The sequence below is a fragment of the Mycoplana azooxidifex genome (genome assembly GCF_014196765.1).
GTDB classification, from domain to species: domain Bacteria; phylum Pseudomonadota; class Alphaproteobacteria; order Rhizobiales; family Rhizobiaceae; genus Mycoplana; species Mycoplana azooxidifex.
Window position 1 is genome coordinate 308,886 of record NZ_JACIEE010000007.1, and the last position, 19,954, is coordinate 328,839.

General features: G+C 63.5%; 16 protein-coding genes. 10 read left to right on the forward strand and 6 right to left on the reverse strand.

Going from position 1 to position 19,954, the window contains the following annotated elements; genetic code table 11:
• The 5 genes from GGQ64_RS18130 to GGQ64_RS18150 all read left to right on the forward strand — a co-directional run bounded on the left by GGQ64_RS18130 (position 1) and on the right by GGQ64_RS18150 (position 5,976).
• A complete protein-coding gene (locus GGQ64_RS18130; protein WP_183806714.1) occupies positions 1–1,509 on the forward strand; it encodes an ABC transporter substrate-binding protein in 1,509 nt (502 codons plus the stop codon).
• 66 nt (positions 1,510–1,575) lie between these two features.
• Positions 1,576–2,499, forward strand: a complete 924-nt coding sequence (locus GGQ64_RS18135) for an ABC transporter permease subunit (RefSeq protein ID WP_183806856.1) — start codon at positions 1,576–1,578, stop codon at positions 2,497–2,499.
• A gap of 11 nt (positions 2,500–2,510) precedes the next feature.
• Positions 2,511–3,443 carry an ABC transporter permease gene (locus GGQ64_RS18140; protein ID WP_425488520.1) on the forward strand — a complete coding sequence of 311 codons (933 nt, stop codon included), beginning with the start codon at positions 2,511–2,513 and terminating at the stop codon, positions 3,441–3,443.
• Positions 3,444–3,454: 11 nt separating this feature from the next.
• Positions 3,455–5,110, forward strand: a complete 1,656-nt coding sequence (locus GGQ64_RS18145; RefSeq protein WP_183806857.1) for an ABC transporter ATP-binding protein — start codon at positions 3,455–3,457, stop codon at positions 5,108–5,110.
• Positions 5,107–5,976 (forward strand): DMT family transporter, encoded by an 870-nt coding sequence (locus GGQ64_RS18150; protein WP_183806716.1) that lies wholly within the window; start codon positions 5,107–5,109, stop codon positions 5,974–5,976. The genes GGQ64_RS18145 and GGQ64_RS18150 overlap by 4 nt, the downstream gene beginning before the upstream one ends.
• Positions 5,977–6,377: 401 nt before the next feature.
• Here the strand turns inward: GGQ64_RS18150 and fba are convergent, their stop codons facing one another.
• The 5 genes from fba to GGQ64_RS18175 form a co-directional block, all read right to left on the reverse strand.
• Complete coding sequence (gene fba, locus GGQ64_RS18155) at positions 6,378–7,421, reverse strand: class II fructose-bisphosphate aldolase (RefSeq protein ID WP_183806717.1); 1,044 nt, start codon at positions 7,419–7,421, stop codon at positions 6,378–6,380.
• 367 nt (positions 7,422–7,788) lie between these two features.
• Positions 7,789–8,790 (reverse strand): plasmid partitioning protein RepB, encoded by a 1,002-nt coding sequence (repB, locus tag GGQ64_RS18160; RefSeq protein WP_246422747.1) that lies wholly within the window; start codon positions 8,788–8,790, stop codon positions 7,789–7,791.
• Positions 8,791–8,816: 26 nt separating this feature from the next.
• Complete coding sequence (gene repA, locus GGQ64_RS18165; protein ID WP_183806718.1) at positions 8,817–10,034, reverse strand: plasmid partitioning protein RepA; 1,218 nt, start codon at positions 10,032–10,034, stop codon at positions 8,817–8,819.
• 316 nt (positions 10,035–10,350) lie between these two features.
• Positions 10,351–11,262: a dihydrodipicolinate synthase family protein gene (locus GGQ64_RS18170; protein ID WP_183806719.1), complete on the reverse strand. Its 912-nt coding sequence runs from the start codon at positions 11,260–11,262 to the stop codon at positions 10,351–10,353.
• Positions 11,263–11,351: 89 nt separating this feature from the next.
• The gene (locus GGQ64_RS18175) at positions 11,352–12,482 is read right to left on the reverse strand and encodes a M24 family metallopeptidase (RefSeq protein ID WP_183806720.1); all 1,131 of its coding nucleotides are present in this window, start codon (positions 12,480–12,482) and stop codon (positions 11,352–11,354) included.
• 296 nt (positions 12,483–12,778) lie between these two features.
• Between GGQ64_RS18175 and GGQ64_RS18180 the strand changes: the two genes are divergently transcribed.
• Positions 12,779–14,047, forward strand: coding sequence for an alpha/beta fold hydrolase (locus tag GGQ64_RS18180; RefSeq protein ID WP_183806859.1), 1,269 nt, complete (start codon positions 12,779–12,781; stop codon positions 14,045–14,047).
• 48 nt (positions 14,048–14,095) lie between these two features.
• Here the strand turns inward: GGQ64_RS18180 and GGQ64_RS18185 are convergent, their stop codons facing one another.
• The gene (locus GGQ64_RS18185) at positions 14,096–14,788 is read right to left on the reverse strand and encodes a GntR family transcriptional regulator (RefSeq protein ID WP_183806721.1); all 693 of its coding nucleotides are present in this window, start codon (positions 14,786–14,788) and stop codon (positions 14,096–14,098) included.
• Between the two features lie 338 nt (positions 14,789–15,126).
• Between GGQ64_RS18185 and GGQ64_RS18190 the strand changes: the two genes are divergently transcribed.
• The 4 genes from GGQ64_RS18190 to adh all read left to right on the forward strand — a co-directional run bounded on the left by GGQ64_RS18190 (position 15,127) and on the right by adh (position 19,823).
• The gene (locus GGQ64_RS18190; protein WP_183806722.1) at positions 15,127–16,131 is read left to right on the forward strand and encodes a GSCFA domain-containing protein; all 1,005 of its coding nucleotides are present in this window, start codon (positions 15,127–15,129) and stop codon (positions 16,129–16,131) included.
• Entirely contained in the window at positions 16,128–16,877 is a 750-nt protein-coding gene (locus GGQ64_RS18195; RefSeq protein ID WP_183806723.1) for a hypothetical protein, read from the forward strand. The genes GGQ64_RS18190 and GGQ64_RS18195 overlap by 4 nt, the downstream gene beginning before the upstream one ends.
• Positions 16,878–17,076: 199 nt before the next feature.
• Positions 17,077–18,036: a helix-turn-helix domain-containing protein gene (locus GGQ64_RS18200; RefSeq protein WP_183806860.1), complete on the forward strand. Its 960-nt coding sequence runs from the start codon at positions 17,077–17,079 to the stop codon at positions 18,034–18,036.
• 278 nt (positions 18,037–18,314) lie between these two features.
• On the forward strand, positions 18,315–19,823 hold the full coding sequence (adh, locus tag GGQ64_RS18205) for an aldehyde dehydrogenase (protein ID WP_183806724.1): 1,509 nt from the start codon (positions 18,315–18,317) through the stop codon (positions 19,821–19,823).
• Positions 19,824–19,954 lie beyond the last annotated feature (131 nt).

Here is a 19,954-nt window from a genome sequence, read left to right on the forward strand (position 1 = left end):
ATGACCATGAAGCTTTCGCAGGGTGTGTCGGCTGCGCTGATATCGATCCTGCTCTCCGGTGTCGCGTATGCGGCCGAAGGGGAAGTCAAGATCGTGCTGCCCGAACAGCCGGCCAATCTCGAGCCCTGTCGCTCGATCCGCTCCGACATCGGGCGCGTGATCAATTCGAACATCACTGAAACGCTGACCAATATCGAGCCGGAAAAAGGCACGGTCGCCCCGTGGCTCGCCGAAAGCTGGGAGCAGGTCGACGACCTGACCTGGCGCATCCATCTGAAATCCGGCGTCAAATTCCAGGACGGCGCGGAGTTCAATGCCGAGGCCGTTGCCAAGTCCATCGACCGGCTCATGAACCCCAAGCTCACCTGTGACAGCCGCTCGAAGTTCGGCGACGTCAAGCTGACGCCGAAGGCCATCGACGCGACGACGCTCGAAATCACCTCCGACAGCCCGGTCCCGATCATGCCGACGCTGCTCGGCACGGTTCAGATCGTTTCTCCGAACATGCCCTTCGATGCCGAGACCAACGCGCCTGTCGGCACCGGTCCCTACACGCTGGAAAGCGCCACCAACGAACAGATCGTCCTCGCCCGTAGCGACAGCTACTGGGGTGCGAAGCCCGAGGTGACCAAGGCGACCTACGTCTGGCGTGGCGAATCCGCCATCCGGGCCGCCATGGTGGAATCCGGCGAGGCCGACATGACGCCGTCGCTGGCCGTGCAGGACGCCACCAACTCCGACACCGACTTCGCCTATCTGAATTCCGAGACGACGCGCATGCGCATCGATGCGGAAATTCCGCCGCTCAACGACGTGCGGGTTCGCAAGGCGCTCAACCTCGCCATCGACTGGGACGGCATGGGTGAAGCGCTGTTCGGCAAGGATGTTCTGCGGGCATCGCAGATGGTGGTTCCGGGCGTGCTGGGCCACAACCCCGACATCAAGCCCTGGCCCTACGATCCCGACCAGGCCAAGAAGCTGATCGAGGAAGCCAAGGCTGACGGCGTTCCGGTCGATACCGAAATCGTCCTCATCGGCCGCAACGGCTTCTTCCCGAACTCTGCCGAGTCGTTGGAAGCGATGATGGCCATGTGGCAGGAAATCGGTCTCAACGTCTCGCTGCGCCAGCTCGAAGCCGCAGACTGGGTCCGTTATCTCGACAAGCCCTTCCCTCAGGGCCGCGGCCCGACCCTGTTCCAGCAGCAGCATGACAACAACACCGGCGATGCGGGCTTTACCGCACCGGTCATGTTCCTGAGCGAGGGCCAGTATTCGACGATCGCTGTTCCGGAACTCGACGTCATCCTGAAAAAGGCGATGGCTGCGACCGGCACCGAGCGTGAAAAGCTCTTCCAGGAAGCCTTCCTGAAGGTGCACGACGAGATCGTCGCCGATGTCCCGATGTACCACATGATCGGCTATGTCCGCGTCGGCTCCCGCCTCGACTGGAAGCCGGATCTGAAGACGAACAGCGAGATTGCGCTGTCTCAGATCAAGCTCAAGGACTAACCTTGGCCCAGGCACGGCGGTCGTCCCGCCGTGCCTTTTTTGTTTTCGCTGTGGAAGGGAATGGCTGTGTTTGGCTTTATCCTGAGACGTTCGGCCCAGAGCCTGATCGCGGTGATCGGCCTGCTCGTGCTCGTCTTTTTCTTGTCGCGCCTCACTGGCGATCCGGCCTATCTCTATCTGCCGCTGGATTCCTCCGAGGCGCAGCGGCAGGCTTTCTCGGAGGCCCATGGCTTCAACGATCCGCTCTACGTCCAGTTCGGACGCTATCTGCTCGGCGTCGCCAATCTCGATTTCGGCACGGCACTGAGCCGCAACCGGCCTGCGATGGAAGTGGCGCTCGAAGCCTTCCCGCAGACCCTGAAGCTGGCGGCCATAGCCATGTCGCTGGCGTTGACGCTGGCGATCGTCGTCGGTTCGCTGGCGGCCGCAAAGCCCGACAGCCTGTTCGACCGCATCGCCAGCACGGCATCGCTTGCCGGCGCCAGCGCACCGGATTTCTGGGTGGCGATCGTTGCCATCCTCGTCTTCTCCGTTGGCCTCGGACTGTTGCCGACCTCCGGCACCGGCACGCCGCTGCACTGGATCATGCCGATCTTCGTCCTGACGCTGCGCCCCTTCGGACTGCTGGTGCAGGTGGTGCGCGGCACGATGATCAGCGCGCTCGCGTCGCCTTACGTGAAGACGGCACGCGCCAAGGGCGTGCAGCGTTCGCAGATCATCTTTCGTCATGCGCTCCGAAACTCGCTCCTGCCGGTCATCACCGTCGCCGGCGATCTGGCCGCCAGCCTCGTCAACGGCGCCGTCGTGGTCGAATCCATCTTCGGATGGCCAGGCATCGGCAAGCTGATGATCGACGCGATCATCCGGCGTGATTTCGCGTTGATCCAGGCAACGGTGCTGATCACCGCCATTGCGATCTTCGTTCTCAACATTCTGATCGACCTTCTCTACGCAAGGCTCGACCCGCGCATCAGGTTTCAAGCGAAATGAGTGTGCCAGCGATGACCATCCCCGCAGACACCAAACAAAAGGCGGCCGGGCGGTTCCAGGTCCTCCGCCTGGTTGCCCGCAACAAGCTGGCGCTGGCCGCCGTGATGTTCCTGATGCTCGTCGTCCTCTGTGCCATCTTCGGCCCCTGGCTGATGGGCAACCTGATCGACAAGCCGAACTTCCGCGCCCGCAACATGGCGCCGTTCAGCCTGGCGCAGGGCTGGGCCTACGTCCTCGGCGCCGACACGCTCGGACGCAGCCTCTTGGCCCGCCTCATCGTCGGCGCGCAGAACACACTCGGAATTGCACTCTTTGCCGTGTTCTTCTCGATGGTGATCGGCGGCTTCCTCGGCCTGATCGCGGGCTATTCCCGCGGGCTCCTGAGCAGCGTCATCCTGCGCGTCGCCGATATCGTCATGAGCTTCCCCTCGCTGCTCTTGGCCCTGATCGTGCTTTTCAGCCTTGGTCCGTCGGTCACCAACCTCATCATCGTCCTGGCCGTGACCCGCATTCCGATCTATCTGCGCACGACACGGGCCGAGGTTCTTGAAGTGCGCGAGCGCATGTTCGTCAGCGCCGCGATGGCCTTGGGGGCCGGGCATATGCGGATCGTCTTCCGCCATATCGCCCCGATCGTCCTGCCGACCCTTGTCACGATCGGCGCCATCGATTTTGCGACCGTGGTTCTGGCCGAATCCTCGCTGAGCTTCCTTGGCCTCGGCATCCAGGCGCCGGAATTCACCTGGGGCGCAATGGTGGCGACCGGGCGCGGCTATCTTTCGAATGCCTGGTGGATCGCGTTCTGGCCCGGCCTTGCCATCCTTCTCACGACACTGTCGCTCAACATTCTCTCCAACTGGTGGCGCACCTATGCTGACCCGCAGCAGCGCTGGCGCATCGAGCTTGCCCGCTCGAAAAAGGGAATTCCGGAGAAACGCACATGACCGCCTCCCACCTGCCCACTGCGCATCTGCTCGAGGTGAAGGACCTCACCGTCGATTTCCTGTCGCTCGGCGGCGCCTTCCGGGCCACCAATGGTGTCAGCTTCCATGTCGATGCCGGCGAAACACTGGTGATTCTCGGCGAATCCGGCTCCGGCAAATCGGTGAGCGCCAGCGCCATCATGGGCCTGATCGATACGCCGCCCGGCGAGATCTGTTCGGGAACCATCACCTATCGCGGCAAGAACCTCGACGACTGCGGCGTCGAGGAGCGGCGCGACCTGAACGGCAAGAAGATCGCCATGATCTTTCAGGACCCGCTCTCGCATCTCAATCCCGTCTATCCGATCGGCTGGCAGATGGCGGAAGTCTTTTCCGCCCATGGCGTGGCGACCGGCGCGGAAGCGCGCACCAGGGCGATCGACATTCTCGGCCGCGTCGGCATTCCCGAACCGGAAAAGCGCATCGACCAGTATCCGCACCAGTTTTCCGGCGGCCAGCGCCAGCGCATCATGATCGGCATGGCAATTGCGCTGCGTCCGGAGATTCTGATCGCCGACGAGCCGACGACCGCGCTCGACGTCAGCGTGCAGGCACAGATCCTCGATCTCCTGAAGAAGCTGCAGGTGGAGGACGGCCTGGCGATCATCATGATCACCCACGACCTCGAAGTCGCAGCCTCCATGGCCGATCGCGTCATCGTCATGAATTCCGGCCGGATCGTCGAGGAAGGTGAGGCGCGCGCCGTCTTCGAAAACCCGCAGCACAGCTACACCCGCACCCTGATCAACGCCCTTCCGCACGACACGGCAGATGGCGGCGGCCGCCGATCCACCGCCGAGATCGGCAAGCCGATCCTGGAGGTGAAGGACCTCAACAAGTTCTACGGCCTCGCTTCCGGATTTTTCGGCAAGAATGCGCAGTTGCACGCCGTCAAGGATCTCAGCTTCTCCGTTGCCAAAGGCGAGACGATCGGCATCGTCGGTGAAAGCGGCTCAGGCAAATCCACGGTGGCGCGTGTCCTGCTGCGGCTGAACGAGGTATCGAGCGGCGAGGCGCTGTTTCATGGCCGCGACATCTTCCAGATGGATGCGAAGGAACTGCTGGCGTTCCGCCGCAAGGTGCAGATGGTCTTCCAGGATCCCTACAGTTCGATGAACCCGCGCATGACGATTTTCGACATCGTCTCGGAGCCGTGGCGCATCCACAAGGATATCCTCGACAAGCCACGCTGGCGCGACCGCGTCATCGAACTGCTCGGCCTCGTGGGGCTGAAGCCGGAGCATGCTGACCGCTACCCGCACCAGTTTTCCGGCGGCCAGCGCCAGCGCATCGCCATCGCCCGGGCACTCGCCTGCGAGCTGGAACTGATCGTCTGCGACGAGGCGGTTTCGGCCCTGGACGTGTCCGTGCAGGTCCAGGTCATCGACCTGCTGGCGCAACTGCGCGACCGTCTCGGCCTTGCTTACATCTTCATCACCCATGACCTGCCGATCGTGCGCCACTTTGCCGACCGCATTATCGTGATGAAGAGCGGGGCGATCGTGGAACACGCCCGCACGGAAGACATCTTCAGCAATCCGCAGCATGCCTATACACGCCAACTCATGAATGCGACGCCGCGCCCGAAATGGGAGACCGCACCGGCGGCCGTGTCGTTGCCCGCATGAGGTCCCATGCGATGCCCGCGATCGTCGCGGGCGCGCTGTTCATGGCCGGCAACTCCCTTGTCGCGGCCATGGACGGCGTGATCGTCCGGCTGATTGCGGGCGAGATCCACCCGCTCGGGATCGTCTTCTTCCGCAATCTGTTCAGCCTCGTCGCGCTCTACGCGATCTTTCCCCGCAGCAGGCTGCACGGCGATTCCAACATGTCGTTCTGGGTGCACGCCATCCGCGCGGTCATCAAGCTACTGGCACTTTTCGCCGGCTTCATGGCCGTCACGCAGATGCCGCTTGCCTCCGCCACGGCGATCGCCTTCACCATGCCGCTCTTCGTGATGCTCGGTTCGGTCCTGTTTCTCGGAGAACAGTTCTTTGCTGCTCGTATCGCAGCCCTGGTGCTCGGCTTTGCGGGCGTGCTGATCGTGCTGCAGCCGGGATCAGGTACGCTCGACATGGGCGCTCTCTGGGCCCTTGCCGGCGCGATCGGGCTCGCGTCCGTGGCGCTTCTGATGAAGGTCTCGGCCACCCGCGAGGATCCTCTGCGCATTGCCTGGCTCAATCTCGTGATCACCGTCCCGGTCGCCCTGCTAATCGCGGTCCCGGTCTGGCAAACCCCTTCCCTCTATGCGCTGGGCCTCATGGCGCTGCAAGGCGTCGGCGGCCTCATGGCCCAGCTCGCCTTTGCCCGGGCGATGAAGCTGGCAGACGCATCCCTTCTCGTCGTCGTCGATTTCATCCGACTGCCGACCGCCCTGTTCTTCGGCCTCGTCCTTTTTGGCGAACCGATCAGAATGGCCGTGGTCGTCGGCGCCACCATCATCCTCTGCGCCATCCTGATACTCTTCCATCGGGAAAATGGGCGCCGAACCTGAAGCCCGTCTCTCAAGTCCAGACGGGCCGCGACCAATCCATCAGCCGTCGAGAGGTGCGCAAACGACAGGCGAGTTGCGCCAACCGCTTTGCGAGTACCGGCCATGACCGTATCCCCGCCAGGCAGGTTCTCCTGTTCTTTCCAGCGTTTGTGTAACAGGCTGATTTATCAGCGTCGGTGGACCGTAATGAAAGCAAACGAGCGATTACGTTTATCCACTGGTCGTTAACCATAATGCCCTGGACTTTGCCGATGCCGGCTCGATCAGGTGATGGCCCGTGTCAACGCGACCGGGACTGCCCAAAAGCCTGAGGGCCGGCGCCTGAAATCTCTTTGCAACGCGGGCCGCCCATAGCCGGCCGCGGGGGACGAGGAGTCGCCTCCCCGCCCCTGCGTTTTCGCTTATGCCGAGGCGTATGACTTTGCCATGTCCGGCAACCGCTTGACCCGGATCTTCGACGCCTTGCCGGCCGAGCGGAACGCCACGAAGCGCTCCTTGCAGACATCGACCATTAGCGCCGTCGCGGGCTTGAGATAGTTGCGCGGATCGAAGTTTTCGGGATTCTCGGCGAACTGCTTGCGGATGGTCCCGGTCATCGCAAGGCGCAGGTCGGTGTCGATGTTGACCTTGCGAACGCCGAGCGGGATCGCCTTCTGGATCTCCGATACCGGTACGCCCCAGGTCGGCTTCATCTGGCCGCCATAGGCGTTGAACAGGTCCTGCAGGTCCTTCGGAACGGACGACGAGCCGTGCATGACGAGATGCGTGTTCGGCAGTTTCCGGTTGATCCGGGCGATGGTCTCGATCGACAGGATCTCCCCGTCCGGCGCGCGCGTGAACTTGTAGGCCCCATGGCTGGTGCCGATCGCAACCGCGAGCGCGTCGACGCCGGTCTTGCTGACGAAATCCAGCGCCTGCTCCGGATCAGTCAGCAACTCCTCGCGTGAAAGCTTGCCCTCGAACCCATGGCCGTCCTCCTTGTCGCCGGCACCCGTTTCCAGGTTGCCGAGACAGCCGAGTTCGCCCTCGACCGACACGCCCGCCGCATGCGCGATCTTCACCACCTCCGCCGTCACGTCGACGTTGTATTCATAGCTCGCGACCGTCTTGCCGTCGGCCAAAAGCGAGCCGTCCATCATCACCGAGGTAAAGCCATTGGTAATCGCGGAGATGCAGGTGGAGGGCTGGTCGCCGTGGTCGAGATGGAGGCAGACCGGGATATGCGGATATTCCTCTGCCGCACCGAGGATGAGGTGACGCAGGAAGGCGTCGCCGGCATAGGCCCTGGCGCCGCGGCTCGCTTGCAGGATCACCGGAGAGTCGGTCGCGTCGGCGGCGCGCATGACGGCCTGAATATATTCGAGGTTGTTCACGTTGAACGCCGGCAGTGCGTAGTCGTTCTCTGCAGCATGATCGAGCAACTGCCGCATTGTAATCAACGCCATTCCGTATCTCCCTATTCTGGCAAAAATTCCTGGGTGGTTGGCACTAATCACAGAAGCAATGTGCGTTGCAACAGGCCGACCACCGCCAACCTTAAACCAAATCGATTGAAAGAAAATCAAATCGATTAGTAAGATATTTCAAAGCCTTGGATGGAGTAAGTGACAGTGTTCAGGCCCGATTTGGCAGATGGTGCCGATCCGTCCGGCGATTCGCGAGCGTTACAGCTGAAACACCTTCGAAATTTCTGCTTTGATTTCAGTGAAATAGCCGAGCGAACGAGCCTCAGCCCCTATCCCGCGCCGCTTCCGTGGCCCGGCACTCCAGAAGGACCCGCCAATGGCCCGACGGGTCCGTCCGCGACAAGCCTCAGCCGCGTTCCTGCTCGAAGCGTTGCAGCAGGTTCGGCATTTCGCGCGCCAGCCACTCGGCAAGACCCGGAACCTGCCGCTCGTCGACGGAAAAGCGCGTCACCGTCCCTGCCCGCTCGATCGCGACCGCGTCCTGGCCGGCAGACCCCTTGATGACACTTCGCGCCGGAACCGGCTTTTCCTTGGCCTCCAGCAGCGAAAGCAACAGGGCGAAGCGGCCGTCGCTGTCGGTCCTCACCCACCTGTCGGACGAAATCAGTCCGTTCGCCGCCGAAGACCGCGACGCCGGCAGCTTGCGGTCGGAAAAGTGGGCTGCGAGCTTCTCCCATTTCGGGCGGCCCGTTTTCGGCGCCGGGCCGATCTTGCGGACGATCTCCTGCGGGAGCGCGCCGGCGAGCGAGGTCAGGATCGAGATGTAGGCCAGGCCCTTGTCTTCGCTTCGCCCGAGCGCCGCAGCGATGGTCTGCCGGTCGAAGCCGCGTTCCTTGAGTTCCTGCGCGAAAAGCGCCTGCTCGATGAAGGACAGGTCCTTCCGTTCGCTGTTCTCCTTGCCCTGTGCGATCACGAGGGCGTCGTCGGACAGTTCCCGCACGATCGCCTTGACGGGGCGGTCCAGCTCGCGCGCCGCCTGCCACCGGCGATGGCCATAGGCGATCTGGAAAAGTCCGTTCGCGTCGGGATGCGGGCGAACGAGGATCGGCACCTGCTGGCCGTGCTCGCCGATGCTGCGCACCAGTTCCGCAAGATCCGGATCGACCTGCCCGTCCATGCGGTCGCGCACGAACGACGGCACTACCTGGTCCGGCCCCAGTTCCACGACCGCCTCCGAACCTGCGATCTGCTCACGCAGCCGCGCATTCTCGTCCTCGATCGCGGAAAAAGAGTCCTGCATCGACCGAACGGCGCCGGAGGACACCCGCCGACCGGCCTGGGACAGCGGCGAGGGGGCGACCGCGGCGGCAAGCTCGTCGGCGTTGATGCCGCCGAACATGGCCTTCATTCTCTTGGATCGATCACTGGCGCTATTCATTTGCGTCCCCAGACAGTCTTGATGTGGCGGAAAATCTCGGCGTTCACGGCATCGACCGATTCGAGCGCACGGTTGAGCGTATCACGGCCGACGCTGCCTCGCGTCATCTCGTAGAGGCTCTTCTTCTCCAGGCCGGCGCTGGCGATCGCGGTGGTATCGACGACGGAGGCGGCAAGCACGTCCTCGCCGAACAGCGAGCGCAGCAGCGCCACGACGTTTACCTGCGGCACGTCATGCGGATTGTGGCGGGTCAGCACATAGCGGATGAAGTCGTGCTCCAGCGAGCCCCCGGCATCCTCGATCACGCCAAGCAGGTCACTCGTCATCGCCAGGAACTGGTTCATCGAGGCGACGTCGAGCATGGCCGGATGGACGGTGATCAGCAGCCCCGTCGCCGCATAGAGCGCTCCGAGCGTGAGGTAGCCGAGCTGCGGCGGCGCGTCGATCAGCACCACGTCGTACCGGTCCTCGACCTCTGCGAGCACGGTCTTCAACCGGCGGAAGAACATGCCGTCGCCACGCGACAGGCCCTTGGCGATCGCCTGCGGCGTCTCGTGCTCGTATTCCATCAGCTCCAGATTGCCGGGCACGATGTCGACGCCGTCGAAATAGGACCGACGAATGACCGCCGAGAGGGGAACGCGTTCGTTCTCGTCATAGCGGATCGCAGCATAGAGCGTCTGGTTCGCGTCCACGTCGAATTCCGGCTGGTAGCCGAACATGGTGGAGAGCGAAGCCTGCGGATCGAGATCGATTGCAAGGACGCGCAGGCCCTGCAGAGCGAGATAGTGGGCGAGGTGCAAGGTCGTCGTCGTCTTCGCAGAGCCGCCCTTGAAGTTGGCGATCGCGAGCACCTGCAGCTTGTCGCCAGCCTTCCGGCGCGGAAGGAAGTCGAAGGCTTCCGCCGGGCGCCGGTTGGCAAGGTAGGCGCGAATCTCGTTGACCTGAGGCAGCGTGTAGACCCGCCGGCCGTTGTCCTGCCGGTCCGGGATCACCGCTTCGCCATCCAGCGACATCTGGCGCAGCGTAGATTCGGCGATGCCGAGCAGGACGGCTGCGTCCTTAGAAGAAAAGGTGCGAAGCGATTTCATCGCCTCCGGCGGGTACATCTGCTGCCGGAGATTTTGCAGTTGCGCCGACAGCAGCTGCGAATGCCGCATGATCCGGTCGGCGGACGAGAGAAGGTCCTGGGGTCGTCTGAGTGCGTTTTCCATGAGGCCCCGACGGTTAATTGAGGAAAGTCGGAAAAATTCCGTCGCGACCGTTTTTCAACTGATTTGCCCGTTCGGTCAAACGGTTTATCGTTAACGGCGGGTTAACATACACAGTTGCACGGAGGGCAGGGCTGCAAGACCGGCGCCAGATGGCGGAGGGGAGGGGAGACGGCGATACGAGCGAGCCAAGCATTGACAAAACGAAGGATCGTTGCGGTCTGCGCCGCGCCCCGCCCTTTCCGCAAAGAACAAGGGCGCCCGCCACTCCGACGGACGCCCTCGCAGATTTGATGCACGTGTCGGGAGAGACGCTCCCTCAGGCAGCCTTGGACTTCAGCGTTGGCCGGGTTGCCGCAGCCTTCTCGACCATCGCCGTCACCTCGGCGCGCCGGGCGCCGGAGAGCGGCAGGCGCGGCATGCGCACGCGTTCGGAACCGCGGCCCATGATCTGCTCGGCAAGCTTGATCGACTGCACGAGATCGTGCTCGGCATCCAGATGCAGCAGCGGCATGAACCAGCGATAGATCCGGCGGGCTTCCTCCCAGTCACCGCGATCGGCGGCGGCGACGAGTTGAACCGATTCCTGCGGGAAGGCGCTGGTGAGGCCGGAGATCCAGCCCTTGGCGCCGAGCAACAGGCCTTCGAGCGCCACGTCGTCAAGGCCGGCGAAGATGTCGAAGCGGTCGCCGAATTCATTGATCAGATCAGTGAAGCGGCGCGGATCCGGGGCGCTTTCCTTGACGGCCTTGATGTTCTTCACGCTTTCGAGCTGGCGCAGTACGTCGGCGCCGATGCTGACGCGATAGGCCGGCGGGTTGTTGTAGAGCATGATCGGCAGCGAGGTCGCCTCGGCGATAGCCTTGAAATGGGCGACGAGCTCATCGGGCTTCGGCACATAGACCATCGCCGGCAGCACCATCAGGCCGTCGGCGCCGAGCTTCTCGGCATCCCTCGCATAGGCAACGGCGCGGCGGGTGTCGAATTCGGAAACGCCTGTGATCACAGGGACGCGGCCGTTCACGACCTCGACGGCGCCCTTCAGGATCTGGCGCTTTTCTTCCGGGTCCAGCGAATTGTTCTCGCCGCAGGTGCCCATCACGATCAGGCCGTTGACGCCGTCGGTGACGAGCGCGTCCTGCACGCGCTTCGTGTCTTCATAGTCGACCGAAAGGTCCTGTTTGAACTGCGTCGTCACCGCAGGGAAAACGCCGTGCCAGCCGGTGGTCATGGTAAGCCTCCATTTCTTGATGACAGCATTAGTATACAAACTGTCGACAAAAGCAAGTCCAATTCGAGTCCGGGCTCGGCGACCGTGCTTCAGCCGAACGGCTCCGCCGGTCCCTTGGCCGGCGTCGTGAACCATGCGGGGCCGCCCGCAGTCATGTGGATGTGGTCCTCCAGCCGGATCCCGTAACGCTCCGGAAAGACGATCATCGGCTCGTTCGAAAAGCACATGCCGACGGCAAGTTTCGTCGCATTGCCCCGGACCAGATAGGGTTCTTCATGGATCTCGAGGCCGAGGCCATGGCCTGCACGATGCGGCAGCCCCGGCAAGCGGTAGTCCGGCCCAAGTCCATGTCCGGCGATCACCGCCCGGGCGGCATCGTCGAGGCTGTGGCAGGGCGCGTCCAGCCGAGCGGCGTCGAACACCGCCTGCTGCGCCGCGCGCTCGATCGACCAGGCACGGGCGAAGTCCGCATCCGGTTCGTCCAGGACATAGGTCCGCGTCAGGTCGGAATGGTAGCCGTCGATCCGCGTCCCGGTATCGACCAGGATCACGTCGCCCGGGGAAAGCGTCTGGTCGCCATCGGCGCCGTGGGGGAGGGCGGTCGCAGCGCCGAACGAGACGATGCAGAACGTAGAACCGCCCGCCGCACCCAGCTCCCGGTGTTGCTCGTCGATGTAGCGCACCACCTCCGAGGCCCGGATTCCCGGCCGCATGATCGCGTGCGCGCGTCTTTGCACCTCCAGCGTCAGGAGCATCGCATAGGCGATCAGCGCGATCTCTGCAGGCGACTTTGTGAGCCGCAGATCGAGGATCAGCCGGCCGCCATCGGCGAGGCGCTCCGGCCCGAGCACACCGGCCAGGGCATGATAGGAAAAGAGCGGCAGCGCATCGTCCAGCGCCAGCCGACCCCGCGGTCCCAGCAGGGACGCGACCAGCGCCGCCGGGCTCTCCTCCTCCTGCCAGACGGCGATCTCACCCTCCAGATGGGGCAATGTCTCGACCCGGCTCCGTTCGAAGGCCGGGACGACATAGGTCAGCCCGGTCGGCGTGACGAGCGCTCCGAGCAGCCGCTCGCTCTGGTGCCAGACGAGGCCGGTGAAATAGCGCAGGCTCTCCGTCGAGCCGAGCAGCACGCCGGCAAGGCCTGCTGCTTCCATGTTCCGGCGCAGCGCCTGCAGCCGGGCCTGCCTTTCGACGTCCGTGATAGGGGGAGGGGTCATGAGATCTTCCGGCTTCGGATTTCGTTCAGGCGGTCGCAGCATGCGGACCGCCGGCGGCGCACCATAGGAACATTGTAGGCAATTTGTCGACAGCATTTTTACCGGCACTGCCGGTTGCCATTCTCGCACCGGATCATGCGCAAATCGCGCTCCGCTTACTGCTTTCCTCGTGCAGAGAGGCGCGCTTCGCGCTAGTGCTGCCATCGAATGGAGCAATCCCGCCGCAGCCCCCCGCAGCGGGCGATGCCAAAACCGAGGAGCCACCCTTGCCGATCCGCGAATACACCATCCCCGGAATGTTCGTCCGCGACCACCTCGTTTCCGTTCCGCTGGATTGGTCGAAGCCGGACGGCGCAACGATCGAACTCTTCGCCCGCGAGGTCTGCGATGCCGCGCGCTCCCGCGAAACCCTGCCGTTGCTGGTCTTCCTGCAGGGCGGCCCGGGCGGAAAGGCCCCGCGGCCGACCGGCGGTGGGCCGAGCTGGCTGGCCGAAGCGTTGAAGACGCACCGCGTCGTTCTCGTCGACCAGCGCGGCACGGGCCGGAGCTCCCGCATCGAAAGCGCGACGATGGCGGACTTCGAGAGCGGAGAGGCCGCCGCCGACTACCTGTGCCATTTCCGCGCCGACAGCATCGTGGCCGATTGCGAGCACCCGCGAAAGACGCTGTTCGGTGGCGTGAAGTGGGAGACACTCGGCCAGCGCTATGGCGGCTTCCTGACGCTGACCTATCTCTCGGCGGCACCCGAAGGGCTCGCGGCCTGCTATGTTACCGGCGGCCTCGCGGGCCTTAAGGCATCCGCCGACGATGTCTACCGCCACACCTATCCGCGCGTGGCCGAAAAGAACGCCCGCTACTACAACCGCTATCCGCATGATCGCGAGCGGATCGGCCGCATCGCCGATCTCATCGCCGCAAACGAGGTGCGCCTGCCGGACGGTGACCGTCTGACCGTTCGCCGGCTGCAGACGATCGGCATCGACCTCGGGATGGGGCCGGGCTTCGAGAACGTCCATTGGCTGATGGACGAGGCCTTCTCCGGATCGGCCGAGGATCGCCTGTCCGACCACTTCCTCGCCTCGGTCATGGATATCACCTCCTATGACGCCAACCCGCTCTTTGCCGTGCTGCAGGAGAGCATCTACGGCCAGGGAGACGGGGCGACGGCCTGGGCAGCGGATCGCATCCGCGCAGAGCATCCCGAATTTTCAGAAGCGCACCGGCCGCTGCAGATGACAGGCGAGATGATGTATCCGTGGATGTTCGAGGAGATCCGCTCGCTGCGGCCGTACCAGGCCGCCGTCGAGGCCCTCGCGGCGCGTCCGCGCCACGGCAGGCTGTACAATCAGCAAAGGCTCGCCGACAACCAGGTCCCGGTCGCAGCCGCCGTCTATTTCGACGACATGTATGTGGACGCGGCGCTGTCGCTGGAAACCGCGCGTCAGGTCGGCAACGTCAAGACCTGGGTGACCAACGAATACGAGCATGACGGCGTGCGCCAGTCCGGCGCGGTCTTCGCCCGACTGGTGAAGATGGTAAAGGAGCGCGGCGGGCCGCGCGCCTGACCGCCGCAAGGGCAGGGGCCGCAACCGCGGCCCGACCCGCCACACGCGCTATCGTTCGGAGAGGTCCATCGGCTGGCGAAGGCCCCGGGCGAGATAGTCCTGGATCTGGCGGACGATCTGGGTGGCATGCTGCGTTGCCAGCCAATCGCAGAGGTCGACATCACCGGCCTCGATCGCGGCGATGATCGCCTCGTGCTCCTCGACATATTGCCGCGGCAGCCGGTCCTCGAAGGTCGAGTAGTAGAGGCGCAGGATCCGCCGACCCTCGTCCAGGAGCCGGGTGAAGAAGCCCGTGTAGTAGCCGTTGCTGCCGAGTTCGGCGATCGCCACGTGGAAGTCGCGGTTCGCCTCGATCATGGCCAAGGCGTCCCGGTCCTCGACGGCCTTGCGGAATTCGCGCTGACGCGCGTGCACCTTCTCCATCAGCTTGGCGTCCCTGTGCATGGCGGCCGCGCGCGTCGTGGCGCGGTACATCAGCGTCAGCGCTTCGAAATAGGACGGCAGCGTCGCAAAATCGATCTCCGAGACAACCGTGTTGCGGTTCGGAAGCGTCGTCACCAGGCCGTCCGCGGCCAACCGCAGCAACGCTTCGCGCACCGGCGTCCGCGACATTCCGAAGCGCTCGGAAAGGCGCACCTCGTCGAGCGGGCTCCCCGGCTCAAGCGCCATCGTCAGGATTTCCTGGCGGATGGTCCTGTAGACGGACTGGGTGCCGGACCCTCGTGCCCTGCTTGACTCCATCGAACCTTTGCTCCTACCTCTTCCCGATGCCCGCGAGGCATGTTGCCAGCCTTCTTGTTTGCACACAAACTGTCGACATAACAAGGCTTTCCTGCAGCGGCGCGCGGAAAGAAGCTCAGGCCGCCCCCCGCAAGCGCACCAAGCGTCCCGAAGAACGATACGCAGGCAGAGGGCCCGCACGGGAAGCCGCGATTGCCTCGGACAGGCCAGTACGCCAGAGTCAGCCGCGAGTGGGGTTCCTCAAAATCTCCATTTACCGCATTTTTGGCCGCCACGATGGTCTTGCCGATCACGCTGAAAATGTGTTTATCGGTGACGAATACACGGAGGGTATTTGAATGGCGTCACCCTACGCATCCATCGCCGGCCGTCAGCGGTGGACAAAAGCAGTTGCGGGAACCGACATCCAGTCGGTCGAACACATTTATAAAAAGCGGTTCCCAATCGACGGGATGAGGATCGCCACGGCCGGAAGCTGTTTTGCACAGCATATCGCCCGCAATCTTCGTGCGAACGGTTTCGAGGTGCTGGACAAGGAGCCGGGCCCGAGGGGGCTTCACGGCAAGCGTGCGCAAGACTTCGGGTATAACCTCTACTCTGCGCGCCATGGCAATATCTACACGGCTCGCCGTTTGCTCCAACTCACGCAGGAAGCTCTTGGGCTGCTCGAAGTGCCTGAGCGTGCCGTTGTGTGGGAGAAGCGCGGTCGCTTTTATGACGCGCTTCGGAGTGTCGAGCCCGATGGGCTGACCTCCCCGGAAGAGGTGATGCTGCACCGTGCTGACCACGTCAGGCGGTTCAAGGCCCTGCTCAGAGAAACAGACCTCTTCATCTTCACGTTCGGCCTGACGGAAGCATGGATGCATGAGGAAACCGGCATCGTCTACGGCCTGGCGCCGGATGACACGGACCCGAAGCATCGCTTCAAGAACTTCACCTTCCAGGAGGTCTACGACGACTTCAGCGGCTTCCGCGCGCTGGCGCATCAACTGAACCCGCGCATGAAGTTCCTCGTGACCGTTTCCCCCGTCCCCTTGGCTGCCACTTACGAGGACGCCCATGTCCTCCCGGCAACAGTCCACTCGAAGGCGATCCTGCGCGCGGTGGCTGGTCAGTTGCACAGCCAGCACGACGACATCGACTATTTCCCCTCTTTTGACATTCTCAGCACGCCATTCCTTGGGCCATCGATGTTCGCCGACAATCGGCGCGATGTGACGCGGGACGGTGTGGCTAACGCCATGCGGATATTCTTCGAGGAGCATAAGAAGACAGAGGAAGTGGTCGTGACCGGAAGCGGAGACGTCGTCTGCGAAGAAGCATTGCTCGAGGCATTCGCATGAAGGTCGCGGTTATCGGAAATTCGCATCTGGCCGCTTTCAAACTGGGATGGGGACTGATCTCGGAAGAGTATCCGACGATTGAAGCCACGTTCTTCGGCTCACCCGCGAACACGCTCCATCGCCTTGAAGTCGAAGATGATCGGCTGACAACCCGCGATCAGAAGCTCAATAAGTCGCTCATCTGGACGTCGGGCGGCCTCGACTCGATCGGTCCCGACTACGACCGCTATGTGTTGGTCGGGATGGGTTTCAGCTTCCCGCACCTGATGGCAATTCTTCGGCACCATCGACCCGTCCAATATTACCGCGGCGGCGATGAAGCGTTGATTTCCGACGCCTGCCTTGACGAGGCGATGGAGCAGACGCTGTCGGACAGCACCGCGGTACGGACCATCGACAAGATCCGTCGGATCACGGATGCCCCCATCACCTACTTCCCCAATCCATTCCAGACGACCGAGTGCCAGACCAAGGAAGATTTCTGGGGTCTGGAAGACGCGCGGGATCGCATGATGACCTTCTACCGCGCCGGGATTGCCAGACTGCTTGATCCGTTCTGCTCTGTCGTGGAGCAGCCGGAGCATACGCTCGCGTCACCCTTCTTCACCCAGCCGGAGTTCGCCCGGGACGCTGTGAAGCTCAAGCGCGGCATGAAGGCGATGTATGAGGAAAATGACTACGCCCATATGAACGATGTCTTTGGGGCTCACGCACTTCGCAAGGTCATTGGCGGTCTGACGCCATAGGCTCCATTCTCAACTAGGGCGAAGTCTGCACCAATCCATATTCGACCGCTTCAAAGAAAGAACGTCTGCGGGCTGTCGCAAAGCTGCGACACTTCCACTGCAGCTTTCGGCCGCGCTACGGGAAGGCGCGGTTGCCTCGGACCGGATCTTACGCCACAATCCGCCACGGTTCAGGGAGGAGCCAATGCTGGGACAATCCGTGCCCGCAGAATCTGCACATGCAGAACAGGTCTACTCGACGGCGCTGCGGGGCTCTGCCGCCGCGAGTTCGCCGATCGTCGCATCGTGGCAGCGGTGCATGACCCTGTACCGCCTTGCGCCGGAAGAGCAGCGCCCGCCGTGGCGCCTGACCGATGGTGAGTTTCACCTCGCCCAGGAAGTCTCCGGCCAGCTCGTCGCCAACGCCACTGATGAACTGGACCGTTTGTTCGCCATGCTCGGCAGGGCCGGTTACTGCATTCTCCTGACCGACAGGCACGGCGTTGCGCTCGAACGGCGCGGCGCGCGTGGCGACGACAAGGATTTCCACGACCTCGGGCTCTGGACCGGTTCAGTCTGGACGGAGGCGAGCGTCGGCACCAACGGCATCGGTACGGCGATCGTCGACGAGCGCTGCGTGAGCGTCTTCCGCGACCAGCACTTCCTCAGCTCCAATATCGGCCTCTGCTGTACAACCGCTCCGATCCGCGACCACCGCGGCCAGCTCGCCGCCGCCCTCGACATCTCCACCCGCCGCGACGACGTCGACGAGATGACGCTCTCGATCCTTGCGCAGGCGGTCCGCGATGCCGCCATGCGCATCGAGATCAACCTGTTCCGCAACACCTTCTCCGACGCCCGCTTCATCATGCTTCCGGCGGGCGCCAACTCGGCATCCGCGCTTCTGGCCGTCGACAAGGACGATCTCGTGGTCGGTGCGACACGGGCCGCCCGCCTGGCGCTCAAGCTCGACGACCGCCGGATCGCCGCCGGACTGCCCGCCGCAGACGCGCTCCAGGAAGGCCGCGACGCGACCAACGGGGAACTGGCGGAGGCGGAACGCGCAGCCCTTCGCCGCGCGCTCTCGCGCACCAATGGCAACATCTCCCGCGCCGCCGCCGCCCTCGGCATGAGCCGCGCCACCCTGCATCGAAAGATCAAGAAGCTCGACTTGCATTGAACGCAGTTGCTTCTTCCGGCGGTCAACCGTCTTCGGAAGAAACACCTTCTTGAGATACAGCATCTAAGCCCGCCATCGTGATCCCGCAGGTCGCGACGCGAACGCGCGTCGAGTACCCCGGCGCCCACGATACTTGGCAGCCCCCATTTGCCGCGCCATCTGTTTCAATCCTGCTACAGGGTGCGTCACCGAACCGTCCGGCCCCGCTATTCTGTAAGAGAAAACGCACGCACACTCCTGCCTATCGGTTCCAGCGAACCAGATCTAGGGAGGATCACATGCTGCATCAGAAGATCGTCGAGACGCCGTTCAAGCTGACCTACGGCAACTATATCGGGGGCGAATGGCGCGAACCGATCGGCGGCAGGTACTTCGACAACATCACGCCGGTCACCGGCGGCAAGCTGTGCGAGGTCGCGCGCTCCGACGAGCGCGACATCGAGGCCGCCCTCGACGCGGCGCATGCGGCCAAGGACAAGTGGGGCCAGGCATCCGCCACCGAGCGCGCCAACATCCTGATGAAGATCGCCCAGCGGATGGATGACAATCTCGAACTCCTCGCCCGCGCCGAGACCCTGGACAACGGCAAGCCGATCCGCGAGACCACCGCGGCCGACATTCCGCTCGCGATCGATCACTTCCGCTACTTCGCGGCCTGCATCCGCGCCCAGGAAGGCTCGATCGGCCAGATCGACCAGGACACCGTCGCCTACCATTTCCATGAACCGCTCGGCGTGGTCGGCCAGATCATCCCCTGGAACTTCCCGATCCTGATGGCCGCCTGGAAGCTGGCTCCGGCGCTTGCGGCCGGAAACTGCGTCATCCTGAAGCCGGCCGAACAGACGCCTGCGTCGATCCTCGTCTGGGCGGAACTGGTGGGCGACCTGCTTCCTCCGGGCGTGCTCAACATCGTGAACGGATTCGGCCTCGAGGCCGGCAAGCCGCTGGCGACCAGCCCGCGCATCGCCAAGATCGCGTTTACCGGCGAGACCTCTACCGGACGGCTGATCATGCAATATGCCAGCCAGAATCTCATTCCGGTCACCCTCGAACTCGGCGGCAAGTCGCCGAACATCTTCTTTTCCGACGTCATGGCCGAGGATGACGATTTCCTCGACAAGGCGCTCGAGGGCTTCGCCATGTTCGCGCTTAACCAGGGCGAAGTCTGCACCTGCCCGAGCCGCGCGCTGATCCAGGAATCCATCTTCGACCGCTTCATGGAAAAGGCGGTCAAGCGGGTCGAGGCGATCAAGCAGGGCGACCCACTCGATCCCTCTACCATGATCGGCGCCCAGGCCTCGGGCGAACAGCTCGAAAAGATCCTCGCCTATCTCGACATCGGCCGGCAGGAAGGCGCCGAGGTGCTCGCGGGAGGATCGCGCAACGAACTCGGCGGCGAACTGGCCGGCGGTTACTATGTCAGCCCGACGATCTTCAAGGGTCACAACAAGATGCGGATCTTCCAGGAGGAGATCTTCGGCCCCGTCGTCTCGGTCACGACCTTCAAGGACGAAAAGGAGGCGCTCGAGATCGCCAACGACACGCTCTATGGCCTGGGCGCCGGCATATGGACCCGTGACGGCAACCGCGCCTACCGCTTCGGCCGCGAGATCCAGGCGGGCCGCGTCTGGACCAACTGCTACCATGCCTATCCGGCGCACGCGGCCTTCGGCGGCTACAAGCAGTCGGGCGTCGGCCGCGAGACGCACAAGATGATGCTCGACCACTACCAGCAGACCAAGAACATGCTGGTGAGCTACAGCCCCAAGGCGCTGGGCTTCTTCTGATCCTCCCCGGACCGACGCGCCGGTCCGCACGGCGCGTCGCTTTCCCCGGAGACCTCGCCTGGTCTCCGGGGTTTTTCATGCTGCAGCAATACGCGGTCCCGGGCGATGCACCCTCTCGGTTCCGCGCAGGA